Raw genomic sequence first — 22161 nt, 5'->3', positions numbered from 1 at the left:
GGCGGCCGGGGGGATGACGTCGGCCCATGCACAGGTTCGCCCGCGGCATAAGGCTCTGTTCTCCTTCAACCCTAGCGCCGTAGCGTGGCCCCATGCGCATCCTCATTCTGGGCGGAACCGCCTTTCTCTCGTCTGAAATCGCCAGGCAGTCCGTTTCCGCAGGTCACACAGTCACGTGCCTGGCCCGCGGATCCGCGACGGAACCGCCAGCCGGCGTCCAGTGGGTAAGAGCGGACCGTTCACTCGGCGTGAACAGCTATGCACAGGTGGCAAGGGACTGGGACGCGGTGATTGACGTGGCTCGCGATCCTGTCCCTGCCAAGGAGGCGCTGACCGCACTGGCCCACCGGACCGCCCACTGGACGTTTGTGTCCAGCTGCTCCGTCTACGCAGACCATTCGACGCCGGGAGCGGCTGAGGACGCTGACCTGCTGGCACCGCTGCCAGCAGGCACGGAATCCACTCCGGATACATATGGTGAATCCAAGTCAGCGATTGAACAGGCCACCCTGGAGGCCGCGGGGGACAGGGCGCACCTCTGCCGCGCCGGCCTGATTAGCGGCCCCGGTGACGGGACGGACCGGTACGGCTACTGGCCTGCGAGGTTCGCCAGGGACGACGGCCCGGCCGTGGTCCCGGATATCGACGCCCACGCCACGCAGGTCATTGATGTGCGGGACCTGGCGGCCTGGGTCCTCGATGCTGCCCGGCGTGGGGTGACGGGGCCGCTGAACGCCGTGGGGGACCAGGTGCCCTTTGGCAACTACATCGAGGCGGCCAAAACAGTGGCCGAATACCGGGGCGAAGTCCTCAAGGCCCCGGAGGATTGGCTGGTGGAGCACGGGATCGACTACTGGGCCGGACCGGATTCCCTCCCGCTGTGGCTGCCGCCCGGCCACGAGGGGTTCTGCAGCCGCGGCAACCACGCCGCCAGGGCCGCCGGGCTGGCCATAAGACCCTGGCAGGAAACACTGGCGGACACACTGGAGGACGAACGACGCCGCGGCCTGGACCGCCCCCGCAAGGCAGGGCTCACGCCCGCCACCGAAGCACGGCTGGCAGAGGAGCTTGTTCGAAGCCGCTGAGTCCGGCCGGACGCGAACTGGGTAGCACCCCACCCATGTAGGTCGCACTAACTGTCGTTATGACTTCCCATAACGACAGTTAGTGCGACCCAGTTGGGTCTCAGGCCACCAGGGTCACGGGCGAATGATCCACGGGGAAGTTGACGCTGCGGGCGATGAAACAGACCGCGTTGGCTTCGCGGTGAAGCTGTTCAGCCAGATCCACATGGGCCGCGTCCGCCACGGTCACCCTCGGGTTCAGCGTGACGGACTCGAACTGTCCGCTGCCGTCGCGGTTCAGCCGCATCACACCGGTGGCGTCGTCCTGATAGTCGGTCACCACCACCCCGTGCTTCACGGCCACATGCAGGAACGACAGCATGTGGCACTGCGCCAACGCCGCCAGGAGCAGCTGCTCCGGGTTGTAGCGGTCACGGTCCCCATGGAACGTCGGATCGGCGGAACCGGGCAGGACCGGCAGCCCGGGGATCCGGATGTCGTGGTCCCGTGAGTAGCCCCGGTACGACGACGTGCCGTTACCCAGGTTGCCGGTCCACTGCACCGTCAGGGAATAGTGGTGCTCGCCCAGGCCCACGGCGCCGGCCTAGGCTTCGCCCGGCAGCACGTCGGCCGCGCGTGCCCGCAACGCCCGGGCCACGCCGTCCCGGTTTTCCAGCATCATGCGGCGCAGGGCGCTGCTGTCGGCCGGAAGCCCGGCGAGGAAAGCATCCGTCCGGTCCACCGTTGCCTGCGTGGTCAGCAGTGCCGGATAAAGCCCGACGACGATCTGCTGGGCGAGTGCGTGTGTGCGGTTTGCCACGATCCCGGGAACAGCCTCGAAGTACTTTTCCGCATACGGCTCGAGCAGCGAACGGTCCAGCACCCGCATGAAGCCTGTGACGGCTGAACCCTGGAGCGCATTGGAGAGTTCTCCCGTGACCACGATCGAGTCCCACGCTGCGGCCTTGGCTTCGGCGGTGGGGATGGCGGCCGTGGCCAGCGCCGCGGCGTTCTGTCCGCTGGCGGTGTTGTCGCGCTCCAGTTCGGCGTCGATCTGTGCCTGGCCCCGCCGGCCACCGGCCACCAGGGACGCCAGCAGCTCCCAGCGCAGGTCCTGGTCGACGGCCAGCCCCTCCAGGGTGGCGGTGCCGTCCAGGAGCCCGGCGACGGTGTCCAGTTGGCCTGAGCTGCCGGCCAGCAGGGCAAACGACTTCACAAACTGCAGCTGGGCGTCGGACCCGCCAAGCGCTGCGCTGGCAAGGTCCCACAGCGTGTCTACGGCGGCGACCGTGGTGGCCTCGCGGTGCTCCTCGGCCACATAGAAGTTCAGCGTGGTGGCCAGCTGGCGCAGCTGGACCAGGATCACCGAAGAATCCGATTCCGCGGCCACGTTGGCCAGGATCAGCTCCACATACCGGCGCGCCGGGGACTCGCCGTCGCGGGCAGCGTCCCAGGCGGAGTTCCACACCAGGGTGCGCGGCAGGCTCTCGCTGAAGTCCTTCAGGTGCGCCGTTGCCGTGGCGAGGGATTTCTCGTCCAGCCGGACCTTGGCGTAGGCGAGGTCGTCGTCGTTGACCAGGATCAGGTCAGGCTGCGCCAGGCCGGCCAGCTCCGGCACCTCGGTGCGCTCGCCGTCGACGTCGAGCTCCTCGCGGTGCACGCGCTCCAGCTTGCCTGCGCTGTTCCGGTTGTAGAACCCGACGGCGAGCCGGTGCGGACGGATGGTGGGCCACTCCTCGACCGCGGACTGCACGATGGTGAAGGACGTCAACGTGCCGGAGCCGTCCACGGTGAGTTCCGGCCTGAGCGTATTGACGCCGGCGGTTTCCAGCCAGAGGCGGCCCCACTGGTCCAGGTCGCGGCCGCTGGCCTTCTCCAGCTCGATCATGAGGTCGCTGAGCTCGGTGTTCCGCCAGGCGTGCTTGGCGAAATACTCCCGGACCCCGGCCATAAACTGTTCCGGTCCCACCCAGGCCACCAGCTGGCGGAGGACTGAGGCGCCCTTGGCGTAGGTGATGCCGTCGAAGTTGACCTCCACATCCTGGAGGTCGTTGATGTCGGCGAAAATCGGGTGGGTCGTGGGCAGCTGGTCCTGGCGGTAGGCCCAGGATTTCTCCACCGAGGCAAAAGTGGTCCACGCGCTCGTGAAGGACGTGTTTTCCACGGCCGCGAGGTGGGACATGTATTCGGCGAAGGATTCGTTGAGCCAGAGGTCGTTCCACCAGCGCATCGTCACCAGGTCGCCGAACCACATGTGCGCGAGTTCGTGCAGCACGGTGATGGCCCGGCGCTCGATCTGTGCCCCGGTCACCTTGCTTCGGAAGACATAGCCTTCCAGGATGGTCACCGCGCCGGCATTCTCCATGGCGCCCGCGTTGAACTCGGGCACAAAGAGCTGGTCGTACTTCTCGAACGGGTACGGGAAGCCGAACTGCGCCTCGAAGAATTCGAAGCCCTGGCGGGTCAGGTCAAAGATGTTGTCCGCGTCGAGATATTGCATCAGGGACTTCCTGGCAAAAACTCCCAGCGGGATCACGCGGCCGTCGGAACTGGCCACTTCGCTGCGGACCGACTGGTACGGGCCGGCGATCAGGGCGGTGACGTAGGAGGACAGCCGCGGCGTGGGAGTGAACGTCCAGACGGAGCGGGCGCCGCCGTCGTCCCCTGGTGTGGCTTCCACCGGGGCAGGGGTGGGGGAGTTGGAGATGACATCCCAGTGCGACGGCGCGGTGACCGTGAATCTGTAGGTGCCCTTGAGGTCGGGCTGCTCAAACACCGCGAACATCCGGCGCGAATCGGGAACCTCGAACTGCGTGTACAGGTACACCTCGTTGTCCACCGGATCTACAAAGCGGTGTAGGCCTTCGCCGGTGTTCATGTACGGCGCGTCCGACACTACCGTGAGCTCGTTGGAGCCGGCCAGGTCCGGCAGCTGGATCCGGACGCCGTCGGACACCGCCGCAGGGTCGAGGGCGTGGCCGTTGAGCGTGACGCTGTGCACGGCATGGGTGACGGCATCGATGAACGTGGAAGATCCTGGCACTGCCGTGAACTTCACCGTGGTGGTGGTCCCGAAGACCTTCTGGCCCCTGGTCAGGTCCAGGATGACATCGTAGGAGTCAACGTTGATGAGTTCGGCACGCTCGCGGGCTTCGGCGCGAGTCAGGTTCATACCTGGCAAGTGGGGCCTCCAGAAGGGGTTGCGGTTGCCGGCGGGCGGTGGCCTGCACCGGCACAGTGAAGTCATTCTGTCACGGCCTCCGGCGGGAGTAGCGTTAATGCATGGGAAAGTTCCGGGATTCGGTGGACACCAAGGCACTGCGCTTCGCCGTGGGCTTTCCCGTGATCCTGGCGGCGGCCTTTGTGTTCTGCGCCTTCTTGCTGCGTCCCGATCTTCCCGACCCCGTAGCGATCAGCTGGACGGCCGACGGCGGCGCCTCCTTTGCCCCGTTCGGCGCCTATGCGGGCGGCGGCGCGCTGCTTATCATCGCCTCAGGCTGGCTGGTGATGTTCCAGGCGGCACCGCTGTCCCGGCCCGCTGTGATGCGCCGGATCATGATGGGGACGGGACTGTTCCTGAGCCTGTTCATCACCAGCGTCCTGGCGGCCGGGCTGGTGGGGCAGGCCGGCCTCGCGGACGCCCGGGAGTCCCGGGTGGATCTCACGGTTCTCGCATTGGGCAGCGGGGCGGCGTTGTCGCTGGGTGTCATCATGGGCTTCGTGTTCAAGGCCGACCGGCAGTGGTCGCTTGATGATGACCGGGCCCTGGAGCGGGCCCTCGCCCGCGAGCTTGACCCGGAGCTTGCGGGGGACACGTTCCGGATGTGGGTGCACGCCCGCAGCTCGGTCTTTGTGATGATCGCGGTGGCAAGCCTGTTCCCGGCCGCGCTGATCGCTGTGGCGCTGCCCTGGCTCGGGGCCCTGGTGGCTGCCCTCGCTGTGGTGGCCGCTGCTTTCCTCTGCGCCCGCGTCAAGGCCGATCGCCGCGGCCTGCGTGTCCTGGTGGCCGGAGTGCTTCCGGTCATGGATGTGCCGGCGGCCGCGATCTCCACCGCAAGTGCCGCGGACGTCCGCGCCGCCGACTACGGCGGGTGGGGCTACCGCAACCACAGCGGCACCGCCGCGATGCTGGTCAGCAGCGGCCCCGCCGTCGTCGTTCATCAAACAGATGGGCGCAACCTTGCGGTCAGCGGCGGCAGCCCGGCATCCGCGGCCCGGCTGGCGGAAGTCCTGACCCGGGTGGCTGCCAGGGCGCACGGGGGCACTTCGGGCGAACGCGCGCCGGAGTCTGAGTCCTAGTAACCTTGTCCCTGATGATCTGACCCTGGCCTGAACCAGCACTGCTGGCCCCGGCGCCGAAACGAACGGATATTGCTGTGACTTCTTCCCCTGCCTTCCCGCGGGTACACATCGCCACCGACCACGCAGGCATGGAACTCAGCGCCCACCTGGTCAGCCACCTCACGGCCAAGGGCTACGACGTGGTGGACCACGGCCCCAAGGAATACGACGCCCTGGACGACTACCCGTCCTTCTGCATCAACGCAGCGCTCGCCGTCGTCGCTGACCAGCAGGCAGGAATCCACGCCCTGGGCATCGTCCTGGGCGGCTCGGGCAACGGTGAGCAGATCGCCGCCAACAAGGTCAAGGGGGTCCGCGCAGCCCTCGCCTGGAACCACTCCACCGCAACTTTGGCACGCGAACACAACGACGCCAACGTGGTGGCCGTTGGCGGCCGCCAGCACACTGTCGGGGAAGCAACCGAACTGATCGAGGCGTTCCTGGCTGAGCCCTTCAGCAACGACGAAAGGCACGTCCGCCGCATCGGCAAGATCGCGGCTTACGAAACCACCGGCGAGGTCATCGATTAGTGCCCGAAGGGCATTCAGTCCGCCGCCTGGCGCAACAGTTCGGGGACGTCTTTACCGGGGAATCGCTATCCGTGAGCAGCCCGCAGGGCCGGTTCGTTGCCGGCGCAGCCCTGCTGGACGGCCAGGTCCTGACGGATTCGCGCGCCCACGGCAAGCATCTCTTCCTGCATTTTGACCACGCCGTGGTGCTGCACGTCCACCTGGGGCTCTACGGGGCCTGGGACTTCGGCGGCGACGCGACCTTCAGCGGGGCCTCCAGCATCGGTGCCCCGCGGAAGATCGGGGAGCGCGAGGTTTTCGAGGACCCCGAAATTACCGACGACGCCGGGATGGTTGAGTACGAGGGCCCGCCCGAGCCCCGCGGCGCCGTGCGTGTCCGGCTGGTCAGCAAGCATGGCTGGGCGGACCTCCGCGGTGCCACCACTTGCGCGGCTATCACCGAGGCAGAAGCCCGGGCCGTCCTGGCCCGGCTGGGGCCGGATCCGCTGCACAACCATCCCGCGGACAGGACCCGCTTTGTGACGGGCCTTTTGTCCCGCAAGACGTCCATCGCAGCGCTGCTGATGGACCAGAAGGTGATTGCCGGCGTCGGGAATGTCTACCGGGCCGAAGTGCTGTTCCGGCAGCGGCTGGATCCGTGGCTGCCGGGTACTGGACTCTCCAGCAGCGCCGCCGGTCTGTTGTGGGATGACACAGCCGCAGTTATGGCCGACGGCGTCCGCGACGGGCGGATCATCACCACACCGCCGGTGTATTGGGAGCCGGATAACCGGGAACCGGGGGCGCTCCTGCCCACGGGCGGCGACGCCCACTTTGTGTACAAGCGCGAAGGGCAGCCCTGCCGGGTCTGCGCCGTGCCGGTGGCCATCACCGAAATGGTGGGCCGCAAGCTCTACTGGTGCCCCGGCTGCCAGCAGTAGCCAACCCCAGCCGGCCAAACAAATAAGCAGGGCCCCTCAGCTGAGGGGCCCTGCTTATATGGAGGGGACGACGGGAATCGAACCCGCGTAATCAGTTTGGAAGACTGAGGCTTTACCATTAAGCTACGTCCCCGGAAAAATACAGCTCAGCTGTTGCGTCGGGCTGCTCTGCGTTTCTTCGGGCTGGCTGTTGAAGCCGGATACAACTAAACCTAATTCATGCCCCACGTGTCAAATGTGCAAAGAACGCCCGGATGACCGTAGACTTGCCTGTGCACTTACGGGGTGTAGCTCAGCTTGGCTAGAGCACCTGCTTTGGGAGCAGGAAGTCGCAGGTTCAAATCCTGTCACCCCGACTCTGCGGCTCGGGCCGTGCAAGCGGCCCGGGCAGAAAAATGCGTTTGCAGAAACCCATCCCACAAACCCAGGAGTACTTAGACCGTGAAGAGCGCTGTCGAGAACCTCACCCCCACGCGGGTCAAGCTCAATGTTGAGGTCCCTTTTGAGGAATTGAAGCCCAGCATCGACGAGGCATACAAGACTGTTGCTTCGCAGATCCAGGTCCCTGGCTTCCGTAAGGGCAAGGTCCCGTCCAAGCTGATTGATCAGCGCGTTGGCCGCGGCTACGTCCTGGAGACGGCCATCAACGAAGGCCTCAACGGCTGGTACCAGGCTGCAGTCCAGGAATCCGGCATCCGCCCCCTGAGCCGTCCCGAGGTTGAAATCACCGAAGTTCCGGACCCCACTTCCACGGACGGGGAACTGAAGTTCCACGCCGAGGTTGATATCCGTCCGGAGATCGAACTCCCGGACTACGCCGGCATCAAGGTCGAGGTAGCCGCAGCGGAGTCCTCCGACGAAGACGTTGACAAGGCCCTGGATGAACTGCGCGGCCGCTTCGGCACGCTGAAGTCCGTGGACCGCCCGGCCGCCGATGGCGACTTCCTGACCATCGACATCACCGCCACCATTGACGGGGCCGACGTTGATTCCGCGTCCGGCCTGTCCTACCAGGTGGGCACCGAAACCATGCTCGAGGGCCTGGACGAGGCCGTGACCGGCCTCAGCGTTGACGAGGACGCCATCTTCGAAACCACCCTGGTGGGCGGTGACCACGCCGGCGAGTCCGCCCAGGTGAAGGTTGTTGTCAAGGCCGTCAAGGAGCGCGAGCTTCCCGAGGCCAACGACGACTTCGCCCAGCTGGCCTCCGAGTTCGACACCCTTGCCGAACTCCGTGAGGACCTGGCCAAGCAGGCCGCCGAATCGAAGGTTGTTGAGCAGGGTGTAGAGGCCCGCGACAAGGTCCTGGACAAGCTCGTTGAGCTCATTGAGGTTCCGGTTCCCGACTCCGTGGTTGAAGAGCAGGTCGACGCCCACTTCAAGGAGGGCAACGGCCACGGTGAAGGCGAACACGACACCGAAGAGCACCGCGAAGAGGTCAAGGCCAACACCGCCCGCGCCTTCCAGAATGAAGTCATCCTCGACGCCATTGCCGAAAAGGAAGAAGTCAATGTCAGCCAGGCTGAGCTGATCGACTACATCGTCAGCGCGGCCAGCCAGTACGGCATGGACCCGAACCAATTCGCCCAGATCATCGATCAGAGCGGCCAGGTTCCCATGATGGTTTCCGAGGTCCGCCGCCGGAAGGCACTGGCCGTTGTCCTGGGCCAGGCCACCGTGACCGACACCGAGGGCAAGACCGTTGACCTCAGCGACTTCGTCCGCCCCGGCGGCGAAGAAGAGGCTCCCGCCGTTGAGGCCGAGTCCGCTGAAGACACCAACGCCGAGACCGCGGCCACCCCGAGTGACGACCCGGCAGCCGTGAAGTTCTAGCACGCCCCTGGTAGTGCGACTGAAGGCAGCCCCCGGACCAATAGGTCCGGGGGCTGCCTTGGTTAACGGGCTCTCGTAGGGATCGTGCGCCGTCAGCGAACAGCGCGATTCCCGCGAACAAATCGGCCACCAAACCGGTTAGTGTCCAAGTAGTGAAGTTCAGTGATGTCACCGTCACCAGCGAGAGGTAAGTACACATGTCACAGCACGCAGAGGCCCCCCGGATGGCGACTGTAGATCCGGCCGGCCAGGACAACTACATCTACAACCGCCTCCTGAAGGAGCGCATCATCTGGCTGGGCTCCGAGGTGCGTGACGACAACGCCAACGCCATCTGCTCGCAGCTGCTGCTCCTGTCCGCCGAGAACCCGGAAAAGGACATCTACCTTTACATCAACTCTCCCGGCGGCTCCGTGACCGCGGGCATGGCCATCTATGACACCATGCAGTTCATCCCGAACGACGTCGTCACCGTCGCCACCGGCCTGGCAGCCTCCATGGGCCAGTTCCTGCTCTCCTCAGGCACCAAGGGCAAGCGCTACGCCACCCCCAACGCCCGGGTCCTGATGCACCAGCCCTCCGGCGGCATCGGCGGCACGGCCTCGGACATTAAGATCCAGGCCGAACTGATCCTGCACATGAAGAAGGTCATGGCCGAACTGACCGCGGACCAGACCGGCCAGTCCGTGGATACCATCCTCAAGGACAACGACCGTGACAAGTGGTTCACCGCGCCTGAAGCCCTCGAATACGGCTTCTTCGACAAGATCGCGGCCCACGCCGGTTCCGTCTCAGGCGGCGGCGGAACCGCCAACGCTACCTCCGGCGAGTCAGCCTCCGAGAAGTAACCCGGCACTTAGAACACTTAGATCAGGAGCAACAAAATGACTTACAACTTCGGATCGACTGCCGGTAATCTTCCGACCAGCCGCTACGTCCTTCCCCAGTTCGAAGAGCGCACGCCTTACGGCTTCAAGCGCCAGGACCCCTACACGAAGCTGTTCGAGGACCGCATCATCTTCCTCGGCGTCCAGATCGATGACGCCTCCGCTGATGACGTCATGGCCCAGCTGCTGGTGCTCGAGTCCACCGACCCGGACCGCGACATCACTCTCTACATCAACTCCCCGGGCGGTTCCTTCACGGCCATGACCGCGATCTACGACACCATGACGTACATCCGGCCGGAGATCCAGACCGTCTGCCTCGGCCAGGCCGCCAGCGCCGCCGCCGTGATCCTCGCAGCCGGCACCCCGGGCAAGCGCCTGGCCCTGCCCAACGCCCGTGTCCTGATCCACCAGCCGGCCCTCTCCGGCGGCCAAGGTGGACAGGCCTCGGACCTGGAGATCCAGGCCGCGGAAGTTATGCGCATGCGCGCTTGGCTTGAGGACACGCTGGCGCACCACTCGGGCCGCACCCCGGAGCAGGTCAACAACGACATTGAGCGTGACAAGATCCTGACCGCCGCCGAGGCCCTGGATTATGGCCTCATTGACCAGGTGCTTGATTCCCGCAAGATGAAGCCGCAGGCAATCACCAGGTAGCCAGCCTCTTCGACGGCCGGTGCGGTCCAGTAATTTGGGCCGCACCGGCCTTCGCTTTCCACCCTTGGACGCAATTGTGACCTAGAGTGGAAGATGTCACGGCCGGTCCTCCCAGGCCCGCCACGATTCCAGCAACGGTGCACAGCTGCCTGGCAGCAAGATACTAAAGGGGTTCACATATGGCTCGGATTGGCGAGAGCACGGATCTGCTGAAGTGTTCTTTCTGCGGAAAGAGCCAGAAGCAGGTGCGCAAGCTCATTGCCGGGCCCGGTGTCTACATCTGCGACGAATGCATTGAGCTCTGCAACGAGATCATTGAAGAAGAGCTCGCGGAAGTCGCCGATCTGGGAAGCTTCGAGCTGCCAAAGCCCCGCGAGATCTTCGACTTCCTGCAGGAATACGTCATCGGCCAGGAACCTGCCAAGCGTTCCCTCGCCGTCGCCGTCTACAACCACTACAAGCGGATCCAGGCCGGCCACGCCCCCAAGAGCGGCAGCCTCGCTGAGGGCGGCCACCACGACGACGTCGAAATTGCCAAGTCCAACATCCTCCTGATCGGCCCCACAGGCTGCGGCAAAACCTACCTTGCCCAGACCCTGGCGCGGCGGTTGAATGTTCCGTTTGCTGTTGCCGACGCCACGGCACTCACCGAAGCCGGCTATGTGGGTGAGGACGTGGAGAACATCCTCCTCAAGCTCATCCAGTCGGCCGATTACGACGTCAAAAAGGCCGAACAGGGCATCATCTACATTGACGAAATCGACAAGATTTCGCGCAAAAGCGAGAACCCCTCCATCACACGGGACGTCTCCGGCGAGGGCGTGCAGCAGGCCCTCCTGAAGATCCTCGAAGGAACCGTGGCCTCCGTTCCGCCCCAGGGCGGACGCAAGCACCCCCACCAGGAATTCATCCAGATCGACACCACCAACGTGCTGTTTATCGTGGCGGGCGCCTTTGCCGGGCTGGAAGAGATCATTGGTTCGCGTTCCGGACGCAAGGGCATCGGCTTCGGCGCCCCCCTCAACGACGCCAGCAATAAGGTGGACTCCTACGGCGAAGTGATGCCCGAGGACCTCCTGAAATTCGGTCTCATCCCGGAATTTATCGGCCGCCTGCCCGTGATCACCACAGTCTCCAGCCTGGACCGCGACGCCCTCATCCAGATCCTCTCCACGCCGAAGAACGCGCTGGTCAAGCAGTACCAGAAGATGTTCCAGATCGACGGCGTGGAACTCGTTTTTGATGACGACGCCCTCAACGCCATCGCCGACCAGGCCCTTGAGCGTGGCACCGGTGCCCGCGGCCTGCGCGCCATCATGGAAGAAGTGCTGCTCCCGGTCATGTTCGACCTCCCCAGCCGCGAAGACGTGGCCAGCGTGGTCATCACCGCTGACGTTGTCCTCAGCAAGGCCGAGCCCACCCTCATTCCGCACGTGACCAAGCGACGCAAGTCCGCCTGACACGTCCACCACCCCGCCCGACACTTCCGCCTTCCCTCCCGCACGCCCAGGAACAGAGGACTCATGCATGACTGAAACAACCATCAACCAGGCCGATTTCTGGTTTGATCCGCTGTGCCCGTTCGCCTGGATCACGTCACGCTGGATCGGCGAGGTCGAGGCTGTCCGCGACATCAAAACGGTCTGGCATGTGATGAGCCTGTCTGTCCTGAACGAGGGCCGGGACCTGGAACCCGCGTACCGCGAGGCCATGGACAAGGCGTGGGGTCCGGTCCGGGTCGTCATCGCGGCCCAGGAGCAGCACGGCGACCACGTGGTGAAGCCGCTCTACGACGCCATGGGCATACTGATTCATCAGGGCGGGGAGAAGGACTTCGGCGTTGTCATCAGCAAGGCACTGGCTGAGTGCGGACTCCCGGCCAGTCTGTCAGACGTTGCCACCACGGACGCCTTTGACACCCAGCTGCGGGCCAGCCATGAGGAGGGCATCTCGCTGGTGGGGCACGACGTCGGCACGCCGGTTGTTGCCTTCAACGGAGCCGCTTTCTTTGGCCCCGTGCTGACCCGCATCCCGCGCGGCGAGCAGGCGGGCCTGCTGTGGGATGCCACCGTCACACTGGCCTCGTACCCGCACTTCTTCGAGATTAAGCGCAGTCGCAGCGAACGTCCCGAATTCAACTGACGCAGACAGCAAAGAGCCCCGGACGAACTACTCTGATGTAGTTCTTCCGGGGCTCTTGCGCATCCCAACCGTCGGGACAACAATGGATCTTACCCACTTCGAAAGAAGCGGGACGCAGGAACCAAAGATTCAGTGATATGTATCCGACGCAGCCATCGGCAAAGTCAGATACAAGCTACCAGTGACGAGGTAGGAAGACCTGAAGATCCAAGGATCCTGCCAGACCATCAAAGACGTCACCAGGATGGCCGAAAAGTCGAAGCCCCACCAACGGCAAAACGCTGATGGGGCTTCCCCTTTGCCCAAAAACAGGTCAGGCCTTGGGCTGTTCCTCCGGAGCGGCCAGCACGACATCGCTGACGGTCAGTTCGCCGTCGCCTGCCACCAGGGTCAGTTCGCGGGCGTTCGAGGCTGCCTTCAGGTCGCCAAGTCCGGCCTTCAGCTGCGTGGTCAGGAATTCCGACGCCGTGATGGTGGCGGAGAGGACCTCGGTGCGCTGCTTGACCTTGGCCTCGGACTTGGCCTTGCGGACACCGCTCAGGGCCGTGCCAACGGTGGCAAGCAGGGTGGTGTCGCCGTCCACGTCCACTGCGGTGGGCCACTGTGCACGGTGTACGGATTCGTTGCGCCACCAGCCCCAGACCTCTTCGGTGGCGAAGGGCAGGAACGGGGCGAACAGGCGCAGCAGCGTGTCCAGGCTGGTGGCGAGAGCTGCCAGCACGGAGGCCTGCTCAGCGTCGCCGGCGGCACCGTAGGCGCGGTCCTTGATGAGCTCCACGTAATCGTCCGTGAACTGCCAGAAGAAGCTCTCGGTGATCTGCAGGGCCCGGGCGTAATCGTAGTTCTCGAACGCCTTGGTGGACTGGCGCACCACATCGGCCAGCTGGGCCAGCACCGCGCGGTCCAACGGGTTGGTCAGCACCGAGAGATCGGTGGAGACCACGGAATTCTCCGTCGCCCCCAGGTTCAGGACGAACTTTGAGGCGTTCAGCAGCTTGATGGCAAGGCGGCGGCCGATCTTCATCTGCGCGATCTCGTACGCCGTATCCGCGCCGAGCTTGGCGGACGTGGCCCAGTAGCGGACGGCGTCGGAGCCGAATTCGTCCAGCACATCGGTGGGAACCACCACGTTGCCCTTGGACTTGGACATCTTCTTCCGGTCCGGGTCCAGGATCCAGCCGGAGATGGCGGCATGCTTCCACGGCGCGGCGTGCTGCAGCGCATCAGCCTGGACTACCGAGGAGAACAGCCAGGTGCGGATGATGTCGTGGCCCTGGGGGCGCAGGTCAAACGGGAAGACCTTGGCGAAGAGGTCTTCGTCCCGGCTCCAGCCGCCCACAATCTGCGGCGTCAGGGAAGACGTGGCCCACGTATCCAGGATGTCGGCGTCGCCGGCGAAGCCACCAGGAACGCCGCGCTGGGCTTCGTCGTAACCGGGTGCGGCATCGGCCGCGGGGTCAACCGGCAGCTGCTCGTCCAGGGGCACGATCGGGGCGTCGTACCGCGGGTTGCCCTCGGCGTCCAGCGGGTACCAGACGGGAATGGGCACACCGAAGAAGCGCTGGCGGGACACGAGCCAGTCGCCGTTCAGCCCGGAGATCCAGTTCTCGAAGCGGGACCGCATAAAGGCCGGGTGGAAGTCGATCTCGTGGCCGCGCGCGATCAGGCGGGCGCGGCGCTCTTCGTCGCGGCCGCCGTTGCGGTAGTACCACTGGCGTGAGGTGACAACCTCGAGGGGCTTGTCGCCCTTTTCGTAGAAGTTCACAGGGTGCATGATCTTCTTCGGTTCGCCGTCGATCAGATCTTCGGCGGCCAGGAGCTCCACCACTGTTTCCTTGGCGCTGAAGACGGTCTTGCCGGCAATGTCTTCGTAGGCGGTGCGCCCTGCATCGGTGGTGATCCAGTCCGGGGTTTCGCCGACGATGCGGCCGTCCCGGCCAACGATGGCACGGGTGGGCAGCTGGAGTTCCCGCCACCAGGTGACGTCGGTGAGGTCACCGAACGTGCACACCATGGCGATGCCGGAGCCCTTGTCCGCCTTGGCCAGCGCGTGGGCCTTGACCTCAACCTCAACACCGAAGACCGGGGACGTGACCATCTTGCCGAACAGCGGCTGGTACCGCTCGTCGTCGGGGTTTGCAACGAGGGCGGCGCAGGCTGCCAGCAGTTCGGGACGGGTGGTCTCGACATAGATCTTTTCACCGTCTTCGGTGAAGAACGGGTAGCGGTAGTACGCGCCGGCAACTTCGCGGTCTTCGAGTTCCGCCTGGGCCACGGCCGTGCGGAAGGTGATGTCCCAGAGGGTTGGCGCTTCGGCCATGTACGCGTCGCCGGCTGCCAGGTTGGCCAGGAAGGCGCGCTGGGAGACTTCGCGGGAGGCGTCATCGATGGTCCGGTACGTCAGCTGCCAGTCCACGGAAAGTCCGAGCTGCTGGAACAGGCTTTCGAACACCTTCTCGTCCTCCACGGCAAGTTCTTCACACAGCTCGATGAAGTTCCGGCGCGAGACGACGTCGAAATCGCGCTGGTTCTTGGCGGGCTCCGCCGGAGCCCGGTAGTCGGCGTCGTACGGGATGGACGGATCGCAGCGCACGCCGTAGTAGTTCTGGACGCGGCGCTCGGTGGGCAGGCCGTTGTCATCCCAACCCATCGGGTAGAACACGTTCTTGCCGATCATGCGCTGGTAGCGGGCCAGCACGTCCGTCTGCGTGAAGGAGAACATGTGCCCCACGTGCAGGGAGCCAGATGCGGTGGGTGGGGGAGTGTCGATCGAGTAGACCTGCTCCCGGGTGGTGTCCGGGTTGAACTTGTAGGTCCCTTCGGCAAGCCAGCGCTGCGTGAGGGCAGCTTCGAGCCCCTCAAGGGCGGGCTTGTCCGGAACGTTGATAGGGGCGGTGGAGGGCGTGTCTGTACCCTGAGTGTCTTCAGCCATCTGGCAATTGTTTCATGGCCGGGACTTCATCCGGCGACATCGCTCCAAGCATGCCACCGGCCGGGCCCGTTATGGTGGTGCCATGACTGAAGATTCACTGAACAAGGCAGCAGTAGTAACCGGCGCCAGCACCGGCATCGGCGAGGCAACCGTGCGGGCATTGCGGGCGGAAGGCTGGACGGTATTCGCTGTGGCACGCCGCGCCGAACGGCTGGCCGCGCTGGAAGCTGAAACAGGCGCCGTCGGAATTCCCGCTGACATCACCGAGGACGACGACGTCGCCAGGCTCCTTGCCCGCGTCACCGAAGCCGGCGGCGTGGGGACGCTCATCAACATCGCCGGCGGGGCCCGGGGTGCTGACCTGGTGGGCGAGGCCAACACCGAGGACTGGGAATGGATGTTCCGGGTCAACGTCCTCGGCACCGTGAAGCTCACCCGGGCGTTCCTGCCGATGCTCCGCGCCACCGGCGAAGGAACTGTCCTGAACCTGACGTCGACCGCCGGACTGGTGGCCTACGAGGGCGGCGGCGGCTACAACGCCGCCAAGTTTGCCCAGCACGCACTGACCGGTGCCCTCCGGCTGGAAGAGGCGGAACACAACATCCGAGTCATCGAGGTAGCCCCGGGCCTTGTCCGCACCGAAGAGTTCGCGCTCAACCGCTTTGGTGACCAGGACGCCGCGGAGAAGGTTTACGAGGGCGTGGAGAAGCCCCTGACCGCAGCCGACGTCGCCGACGTGGTGCGCTACGCCGTCAGCGCGCCGCACCATGTCAACCTGGACCAGATCGTGATCCGGCCCGTTGCACAGGCGGCCACCCACAAGCTGATCCGCAAGCGTTAGGGAAGCTGGATCTCCAGGGTGGCGATCACTGCAGCGTGGTCGGTGCCGCGGACCGGGTGGACCGAGTAACCCGAACTTAAAATGTCCGGGCTGGTCACCAAATGGTCCAGAGCCACGCCGGGAAGGCTGTAATCCCGCATCGGCCAGGTGGGGATGAGCCGGCTGCCCAACGCGGTTGCAACATCCACCAGTTTCCGGCCGCCGCCGGCCCCCTCCAGCATCGCGCGGAATTCCCAGTGGTCATATGTCGCGTTGAAATCGCCCGCCAGAAGCGTAGGACCGGCTCCGCTGCTTGCCCGGGCCACAGCTGTAAGGTCACTTCGCCATTGATGAACTGCAATGTCCACGGGCGCGTGCGCGTGCACATTGATGACCGTCAGCCCGGCGCCGGCGCCTGGGTCACTGGTCTCAAGCCGGACAACCGGCATGCTGAACGCTGTGTCAGGGACCATTCCCACCTCCTTGAGCCGGAAAGACGAGTAGACGGCGCTGCCGGCCGCTCCGTTCCGGGGATGGGACACGCGGTGGGGAAGCACGCTGCCCAGGTCCGCCCGCGCCAGCCGCTTCTCCAACTCCGGGCTGTGCTCCTGGACGGTCAGCAGGTCAACATGGTGGTCCCGGACCAGCCGGACGATGGCGGCGCTATCAGCACCCCCGAGCCGGGCATTGAGGTTCATGACTGTCAGCTTCGCCGCGGCTGGAGCATCCGGCCCCCGGACCTGGGGGTACCCTCCCTGCCGGGCCAGGAACACTTCCGGCGGGAACAGCCAGGTAAGCTGTGCGGTCAGCAGGACTGCCGCCGGCAGGATAGCCCAGGCGCGCCGGCTGGGCAGTGTCAGCAACACCGCGGCCGCGGCAAGGAATGCCAGCCACGGCGTAAAGGCCACTACCTGCACCACAAGCGGCGGCCACGGCGCCGGAACGGCGCGGAACCAGGACACCACCACAACAGGGGCCGCAACCAGGCCAGCAGACAACAGCCAGCAGTGGTGTGCACGATGGCCCATCAGGGACCGGAACAAATCGCCCGGGAGACTGTCATGGCACGAGTCTAAAGAGTCGCCGCCCTGGCGTCGCCCGTTGATTGGATCGGCTTTGCGATGAAGCCCAACGTTTACCGTCCAGTCGCACTCCGGCCAGCCCGCTGTGGCCTGACGTTGGCCGCAGGACGGCACTGTAGCAGGCGCAAAACTGCACACCACCAGAGTGGAGATTCCTTCCTATGCGCACCCCGATGAAGCTTGGCGCTGCCGTACTCAGCGCAGCCCTGCTCCTCACGACTTCGGTTCAGGCCCAAGCCGCTGACACGAACCCCAACGGCACGGACAACCATTTTGATCTACAGGCCCACCGCGGCGGACTCGGCCTGACCGTCGAATCCACCCTGGCGTCTTTCGCCAAGGGCCTCGAGACCGGCGTGTCCACCCTGGAACTTGACCTCCAGATCACCAAGGACGGCCGCGAAGTCATCACGCACGACCGCAAGATCAGCAACAAGAAGTGCCTCGATACCGCGCCGGTCACGCCGAACGATCCGCAGTTCCCCTATGTGGGCAAGTACGTCAAGGACTTGACCTTCGAACAGGTCCGAAGCCTGGACTGCGGTTCGCTCACCCAGCCGCAGTTCCCGGGCCAGACGGCGTCTCCCGGCGCCAAGATGCCGACTCTGGCCGAGGTTTTTGAGCTCGCCGACGCCCACCGCGCCAGCCAGGTGAAGTTCAACATTGAAACGAAGGTCGAAGCCGGCGCTCCGGCGGAAACCGCCCCGCGCGAGCAGTTCATCGACGTCGCACTCCGGGAAATCAACGCCGCCCAGATGCAGAGCCGCGTCTCCATCCAGAGCTTCGACTGGGGCTCCCTGCGCCTCGTCCAGCAGCGCGACCCGCAGATCCGCACCGTGGCCCTGACCAACAAGGACTTCCTCCAGGCCGGGCAGCCGGGCAGCTCGCCGTGGCTTGGCGGGATTGACGCCGACGACTTTGGCGGCGACCTCATCGCTGCAGCGTCTTCCCTCGGCTTCGACGCCGTCTCTCCCGTGCACGGCACCCCGCAGAACGGCAAAGTGACCGATCCGGGCTACGTCCCCTACGTCACCGCGGACATGGTGGAACGTGCGCACGCTGCCGGGATGCAGGTCATCCCGTGGACCGTCGATGACCAGCCCACCATGCGGGCGCTGATCGACACCGGCGTTGACGGGATCATCACCGACTACCCGGACCGGCTCCGCGATGTCATGGCTGCTGCCGGGATGAAACTGCCGCGCGGCTTCTAGTACCGGCCCGGGCGCCCAGCCGCCGTCACTGCGTTTCGCTGCCCGGCGGACCGCGCTGTGCTTTCAAGGCAGTGTGCAGTGAAACGCAGTGACTTCTCCGGTAACATCGTCGTATCAGCTTTGACCCGGCCATCACCGGTGAGCTTCCGGAAGAACGCCCCGGCGCAAGGATCAGCACGCGCCAGGGCCGGTAGAACCGGACGGGTAAGCCCGTCACAGCAGTAATGAGCGGCCGGCGCACCAACAAGCTTCCCCCGGAGCATGGTGGAGTGCCGGTAAGTGAGGTGGTACCGCGGTAAGCGTGCAGTCCCAGGACAGCACACGAGCCGTCCTCGCATCCTGAACGGAACCATCCAGCAGCGGCTGAGTGGTTCACCAGCTCAATCCAGGATGTCGAGAATGACGTATTACCCCAAAGCCTCAGCTTCCCCTTCGGCTGCAGTTTCGAGCGGCGCTGCCGCCGGTGTCTCCGCCTCCGTCAAGTTCCCGGAGATCGAAGAGCGCATCCTGAAGTACTGGGACCAGGACGGCACTTTCCAGGCCAGCATCGACCAGCGAAGCGCCGACGCCCCCGGCGGGCAGCCCGGCAGCAACGAATTCGTCTTCTACGACGGCCCTCCCTTCGCAAATGGACTGCCGCACTACGGCCACCTCCTGACCGGGTACGCCAAGGACCTCGTGGGCCGCTACCAGACACAGCGCGGCCGCCGCGTTGAACGCCGCTTCGGCTGGGACACCCACGGACTGCCGGCTGAACTGGAAGCCATGAAGCAGCTGGGCATGACGGACAAGACCCAGATCGAGGCCATGGGCATCGATAAGTTCAACGACGCCTGCCGTGCCTCCGTAATGAAGTACGCCGATGAGTGGAAGAGCTACGTCACCCGCCAGGCCCGCTGGGTGGACTTCGACAACGATTACAAGACGCTCAACGTCGAATACATGGAATCGGTCCTGTGGGCGTTCAAGCAGCTGCACGAAAAAGGCCTGACGTACAACGGCTACCGTGTGCTGCCGTATTGCTGGAAGGACGAGACTCCGCTGTCCAACCATGAGCTCCGCATGGACGACGACGTCTACAAGAACCGCCAGGACCAGACTGTCACGGTGACGTTCCCCATCACGGCAGGGGAGTCGGCGCTGTCGAAGCAGCTCGCCGGCGTCCAGGCGCTCGCCTGGACCACCACGCCCTGGACGCTGCCCACCAACCTGGCGCTCGCCGTCGGGCCTTCCATCACCTACGCCGTTCTCCCCGCCGGACCCAACGGCGTCAAGGCCGCTTCGCCGGACGCGCCCGTCACCGGCAGTTTCCTCCTGGCCGCGGACCTGCTGGCCGCGTACGCCAAGGACCTGGGCTATGAGGATGCGGACTCCGCCGAGGCCGCCGTGACGTCAACCCACACCGGCGCCGACCTGGAGGGCCTGGCCTACCAGCCGCTGTGGAACGACTTCAGCGACGACGAAAAGTACGGGACGCAGAACGCCTGGCGCTTCCTCGTGGCCGACTACGTCACAACAACCGACGGCACCGGCATCGTCCACCAGGCGCCCGCCTACGGTGAAGACGACCAGAAGGTCTGTGAAGAGGCCGGCATCCCGGTGGTCCTGTCCGTGGACGAAGGCGCCAAGTTCCTGCCGCTGTTCAGCCACGGCGACCTGCACGACATCGCCGGGCTTCAGGTCTTCGAGGCCAACAAGCCCATCACCCAGGTGCTGCGGGCCCAGGGCCGCCTGGTCCGCCAGGCCAGCTACGAGCACAGCTACCCGCACTGCTGGCGCTGCCGCAACCCCCTGATCTACCGCGCGGTGTCCTCCTGGTACGTGGAAGTCACCAAGTTCAAGGACCGCATGTCCGAACTGAACCAGGACATCAACTGGATCCCCGGCAACGTCAAGGACGGCCAGTTCGGTAAGTGGCTGGCCAACGCCCGCGACTGGTCCATCAGCCGCAACCGCTACTGGGGCAGCCCCATCCCGGTGTGGCAGTCCAGCGACCCCGAATTCCCGCGCACCGACGTCTACGGCTCGCTCGCCGAGATCGAGGCCGATTTCGGCCGCCTGCCGCTGAACAAGGCCGGCGAGGTTGACCTGCACCGCCCGTTCATCGACGAACTGACCCGCCCCAACCCGGACGATCCCCGGACCCCCGAAGAGGGCCAGTCCGTGATGCGCCGCGTCGAGGACGTCCTGGACGTCTGGTTCGACTCCGGCTCCATGCCCTACGGCCAGGTGCATTACCCGTTCCAGAACGAAGCCTGGTTCGACACGCACAACCCGGCAGACTTTATCGTTGAGTACATCGGGCAGACCCGCGGCTGGTTCTACATGCTGCACATCCTGTCCACGGCGCTGTTCGACCGTCCGGCGTTCCGGAACGTCATCAGCCACGGCATCGTGCTCGGTTCGGACGGGCAGAAGATGTCCAAGAGCCTGCGCAACTACCCGGACGTCTCCGAGGTCCTGGACCGTGACGGCTCCGACGCCATGCGCTGGTTCCTGATGTCCAGCCCCATCCTGCGCGGCGGCAACCTGGTGGTCACCGAACAGGGAATCCGCGACGGCGTCCGCCAGGTCATCCTGCCCCTGTGGAACGTGTACAGCTTCTTCACGCTGTACACGAACGCCGCCAACGGCGGTAAGGGTTACGACGCGAAGCTCCGCTACGACGGGTACGCCGACACCCTGGACCAGTACCTGCTGGCGAACACCGGTGACCTGGTCCGCAACATGACCGCCCAGCTGGACAGCTACGACATCTCCGGCGCGTGCGATGAACTGCGCAGCTACCTGGACATGCTCACGAACTGGTACGTCCGCCGCAGCCGTCAGCGCTTCTTTGACGAGAGCGCTGACGCCTTCGACGCGCTGTACACCGCGCTGGAGACCGTGTCCCGCGTGGCCGCCTCGCTGCTGCCGCTGGTCTCCGAGGAGATCTGGCGCGGCCTCACCGGCGGACGCTCCGTGCACCTGGCCGACTGGCCGGACGCGGACCTGTTCCCGGCCGACGCGTCGCTGGTGGAAGCGATGGACCGCGTGCAGCAGATCTGCTCCACCGGATCCTCGCTGCGCAAGGCCGCCAACCTCCGCGTGCGGCTGCCGCTGCAGGAACTGACCGTGGTGGCACCCGGCGCGGATGCGCTGGGAGGCTTCGCCGCCGTCGTCGCCGATGAACTGAACCTGCGCTCCGTGCGCCTGCTGGACGCCGAGAGCGCCTCCCCGGAGGAGTTCGGCATCGAGCAGAAGCTCGTGGTCAACGCACGCGCCGCGGGACCGCGCCTGGGCAAGAACGTCCAGCAGGCCATCAAGGGCGCCAAGTCCGGCGACTGGTCGGTTCAAGAAATAAACGGCGTCGCGGGAGTTGTTGTTTCTGGCGGCCTGGAGCTGGAATCCCAGGAGTACACGCTGGAGACCGTGGTGGCAGAGTCCGACGGCGGATCGGCTTCAGTAGCTGTCCTGCCGGGCGGCGGCTTTGTGGTGCTCAACACCGAGGTCACGCCCGAACTTGAGGCCGAAGGGACGGCTAGGGACATGGTCCGCGCCATCCAGCAGGCACGCAAGGACGCTGCACTGAATGTGAGCGACCGGATCCGCACCACCGTCACGGCCGCTCCCGCCGTGCTGGAGGCGCTGCTGGCAAACGCCGAGCTGGTCAAGACCGAAACCCTGACCCTGGAGCTGGCCACAGTTCCGGCTGAGTCAGGCGAACCACGCATTACCGTCGAAAAAGTAGAGGCTTGAG

The 22161-nt window shown here is 65.2% G+C and carries 16 protein-coding genes and 2 tRNA genes; 13 read left to right on the top strand and 5 right to left on the bottom strand.

Going from position 1 to position 22161, the window contains the following annotated elements; all coding sequences use genetic code 11:
* Positions 1–92: 92 nt before the first annotated feature.
* Positions 93–1085 (top strand): NAD-dependent epimerase/dehydratase family protein, encoded by a 993-nt coding sequence (locus ACX80X_RS06870; protein ID WP_252599539.1) that lies wholly within the window; start codon positions 93–95, stop codon positions 1083–1085.
* Between the two features lie 100 nt (positions 1086–1185).
* Here the strand turns inward: ACX80X_RS06870 and ACX80X_RS06865 are convergent, their stop codons facing one another.
* Positions 1186–1659: an OsmC family protein gene (locus tag ACX80X_RS06865; RefSeq protein WP_252599538.1), complete on the bottom strand. Its 474-nt coding sequence runs from the start codon at positions 1657–1659 to the stop codon at positions 1186–1188.
* 9 nt (positions 1660–1668) lie between these two features.
* The gene (gene pepN, locus ACX80X_RS06860) at positions 1669–4236 is read right to left on the bottom strand and encodes an aminopeptidase N (protein ID WP_252599537.1); all 2568 of its coding nucleotides are present in this window, start codon (positions 4234–4236) and stop codon (positions 1669–1671) included.
* 110 nt (positions 4237–4346) lie between these two features.
* Here pepN and ACX80X_RS06855 point away from each other — a divergent pair, with 110 nt between their 5' ends.
* From ACX80X_RS06855 to ACX80X_RS06845, 3 genes are all read left to right on the top strand, one after another.
* Positions 4347–5363, top strand: coding sequence for a hypothetical protein (locus ACX80X_RS06855; protein ID WP_252599536.1), 1017 nt, complete (start codon positions 4347–4349; stop codon positions 5361–5363).
* 77 nt (positions 5364–5440) lie between these two features.
* Positions 5441–5935: a ribose-5-phosphate isomerase gene (locus ACX80X_RS06850; RefSeq protein WP_252609477.1), complete on the top strand. Its 495-nt coding sequence runs from the start codon at positions 5441–5443 to the stop codon at positions 5933–5935.
* Positions 5935–6855 (top strand): Fpg/Nei family DNA glycosylase, encoded by a 921-nt coding sequence (locus ACX80X_RS06845; protein ID WP_459311588.1) that lies wholly within the window; start codon positions 5935–5937, stop codon positions 6853–6855. The genes ACX80X_RS06850 and ACX80X_RS06845 overlap by 1 nt, the downstream gene beginning before the upstream one ends.
* Before the next feature lie 59 nt (positions 6856–6914).
* On the opposite strand, the gene ACX80X_RS06840 is transcribed toward ACX80X_RS06845, so the two are convergent.
* Positions 6915–6988 (bottom strand) — tRNA-Gly (locus tag ACX80X_RS06840).
* A gap of 148 nt (positions 6989–7136) precedes the next feature.
* Between ACX80X_RS06840 and ACX80X_RS06835 the strand changes: the two genes are divergently transcribed.
* From ACX80X_RS06835 to ACX80X_RS06810, 6 genes are all read left to right on the top strand, one after another.
* Positions 7137–7211, top strand: a tRNA-Pro gene (locus ACX80X_RS06835).
* A gap of 85 nt (positions 7212–7296) precedes the next feature.
* Entirely contained in the window at positions 7297–8688 is a 1392-nt protein-coding gene (gene tig / locus ACX80X_RS06830; protein ID WP_058932203.1) for a trigger factor, read from the top strand.
* A gap of 224 nt (positions 8689–8912) precedes the next feature.
* The gene (locus ACX80X_RS06825; protein WP_058933073.1) at positions 8913–9536 is read left to right on the top strand and encodes an ATP-dependent Clp protease proteolytic subunit; all 624 of its coding nucleotides are present in this window, start codon (positions 8913–8915) and stop codon (positions 9534–9536) included.
* Between the two features lie 36 nt (positions 9537–9572).
* The gene (locus ACX80X_RS06820; protein WP_056340578.1) at positions 9573–10232 is read left to right on the top strand and encodes an ATP-dependent Clp protease proteolytic subunit; all 660 of its coding nucleotides are present in this window, start codon (positions 9573–9575) and stop codon (positions 10230–10232) included.
* A 179-nt stretch (positions 10233–10411) separates the two neighbouring features.
* Positions 10412–11692 carry an ATP-dependent Clp protease ATP-binding subunit ClpX gene (gene clpX / locus ACX80X_RS06815; protein ID WP_056340575.1) on the top strand — a complete coding sequence of 427 codons (1281 nt, stop codon included), beginning with the start codon at positions 10412–10414 and terminating at the stop codon, positions 11690–11692.
* A gap of 67 nt (positions 11693–11759) precedes the next feature.
* Positions 11760–12374 carry a mycothiol-dependent nitroreductase Rv2466c family protein gene (locus ACX80X_RS06810; RefSeq protein ID WP_252609479.1) on the top strand — a complete coding sequence of 205 codons (615 nt, stop codon included), beginning with the start codon at positions 11760–11762 and terminating at the stop codon, positions 12372–12374.
* 313 nt (positions 12375–12687) lie between these two features.
* Here ACX80X_RS06810 and valS read toward each other — a convergent pair whose 3' ends face one another.
* Positions 12688–15306 carry a valine--tRNA ligase gene (valS, locus tag ACX80X_RS06805; RefSeq protein ID WP_252599532.1) on the bottom strand — a complete coding sequence of 873 codons (2619 nt, stop codon included), beginning with the start codon at positions 15304–15306 and terminating at the stop codon, positions 12688–12690.
* A gap of 82 nt (positions 15307–15388) precedes the next feature.
* On the opposite strand from valS, the gene ACX80X_RS06800 reads away from it, so the two are divergent.
* Positions 15389–16147 carry an SDR family oxidoreductase gene (locus tag ACX80X_RS06800; protein WP_141140833.1) on the top strand — a complete coding sequence of 253 codons (759 nt, stop codon included), beginning with the start codon at positions 15389–15391 and terminating at the stop codon, positions 16145–16147.
* On the opposite strand, the gene ACX80X_RS06795 is transcribed toward ACX80X_RS06800, so the two are convergent.
* Positions 16144–17154, bottom strand: coding sequence for an endonuclease/exonuclease/phosphatase family protein (locus ACX80X_RS06795; RefSeq protein ID WP_252613585.1), 1011 nt, complete (start codon positions 17152–17154; stop codon positions 16144–16146). The genes ACX80X_RS06800 and ACX80X_RS06795 overlap by 4 nt on opposite strands.
* Before the next feature lie 215 nt (positions 17155–17369).
* Between ACX80X_RS06795 and ACX80X_RS06790 the strand changes: the two genes are divergently transcribed.
* Together ACX80X_RS06790 and ileS are read left to right on the top strand one after the other, a co-directional pair.
* Positions 17370–18422 (top strand): glycerophosphodiester phosphodiesterase, encoded by a 1053-nt coding sequence (locus ACX80X_RS06790; protein ID WP_083510487.1) that lies wholly within the window; start codon positions 17370–17372, stop codon positions 18420–18422.
* Between the two features lie 399 nt (positions 18423–18821).
* Positions 18822–22160, top strand: coding sequence for an isoleucine--tRNA ligase (ileS, locus tag ACX80X_RS06785; protein ID WP_252613587.1), 3339 nt, complete (start codon positions 18822–18824; stop codon positions 22158–22160).
* The last annotated feature ends 1 nt before the right edge of the window (position 22161 follow it).

The sequence above is a fragment of the Pseudarthrobacter sp. MDT3-1 genome (genome assembly GCF_054510755.1).
This window is presented reverse-complemented; position numbering and strand designations above follow the sequence as displayed.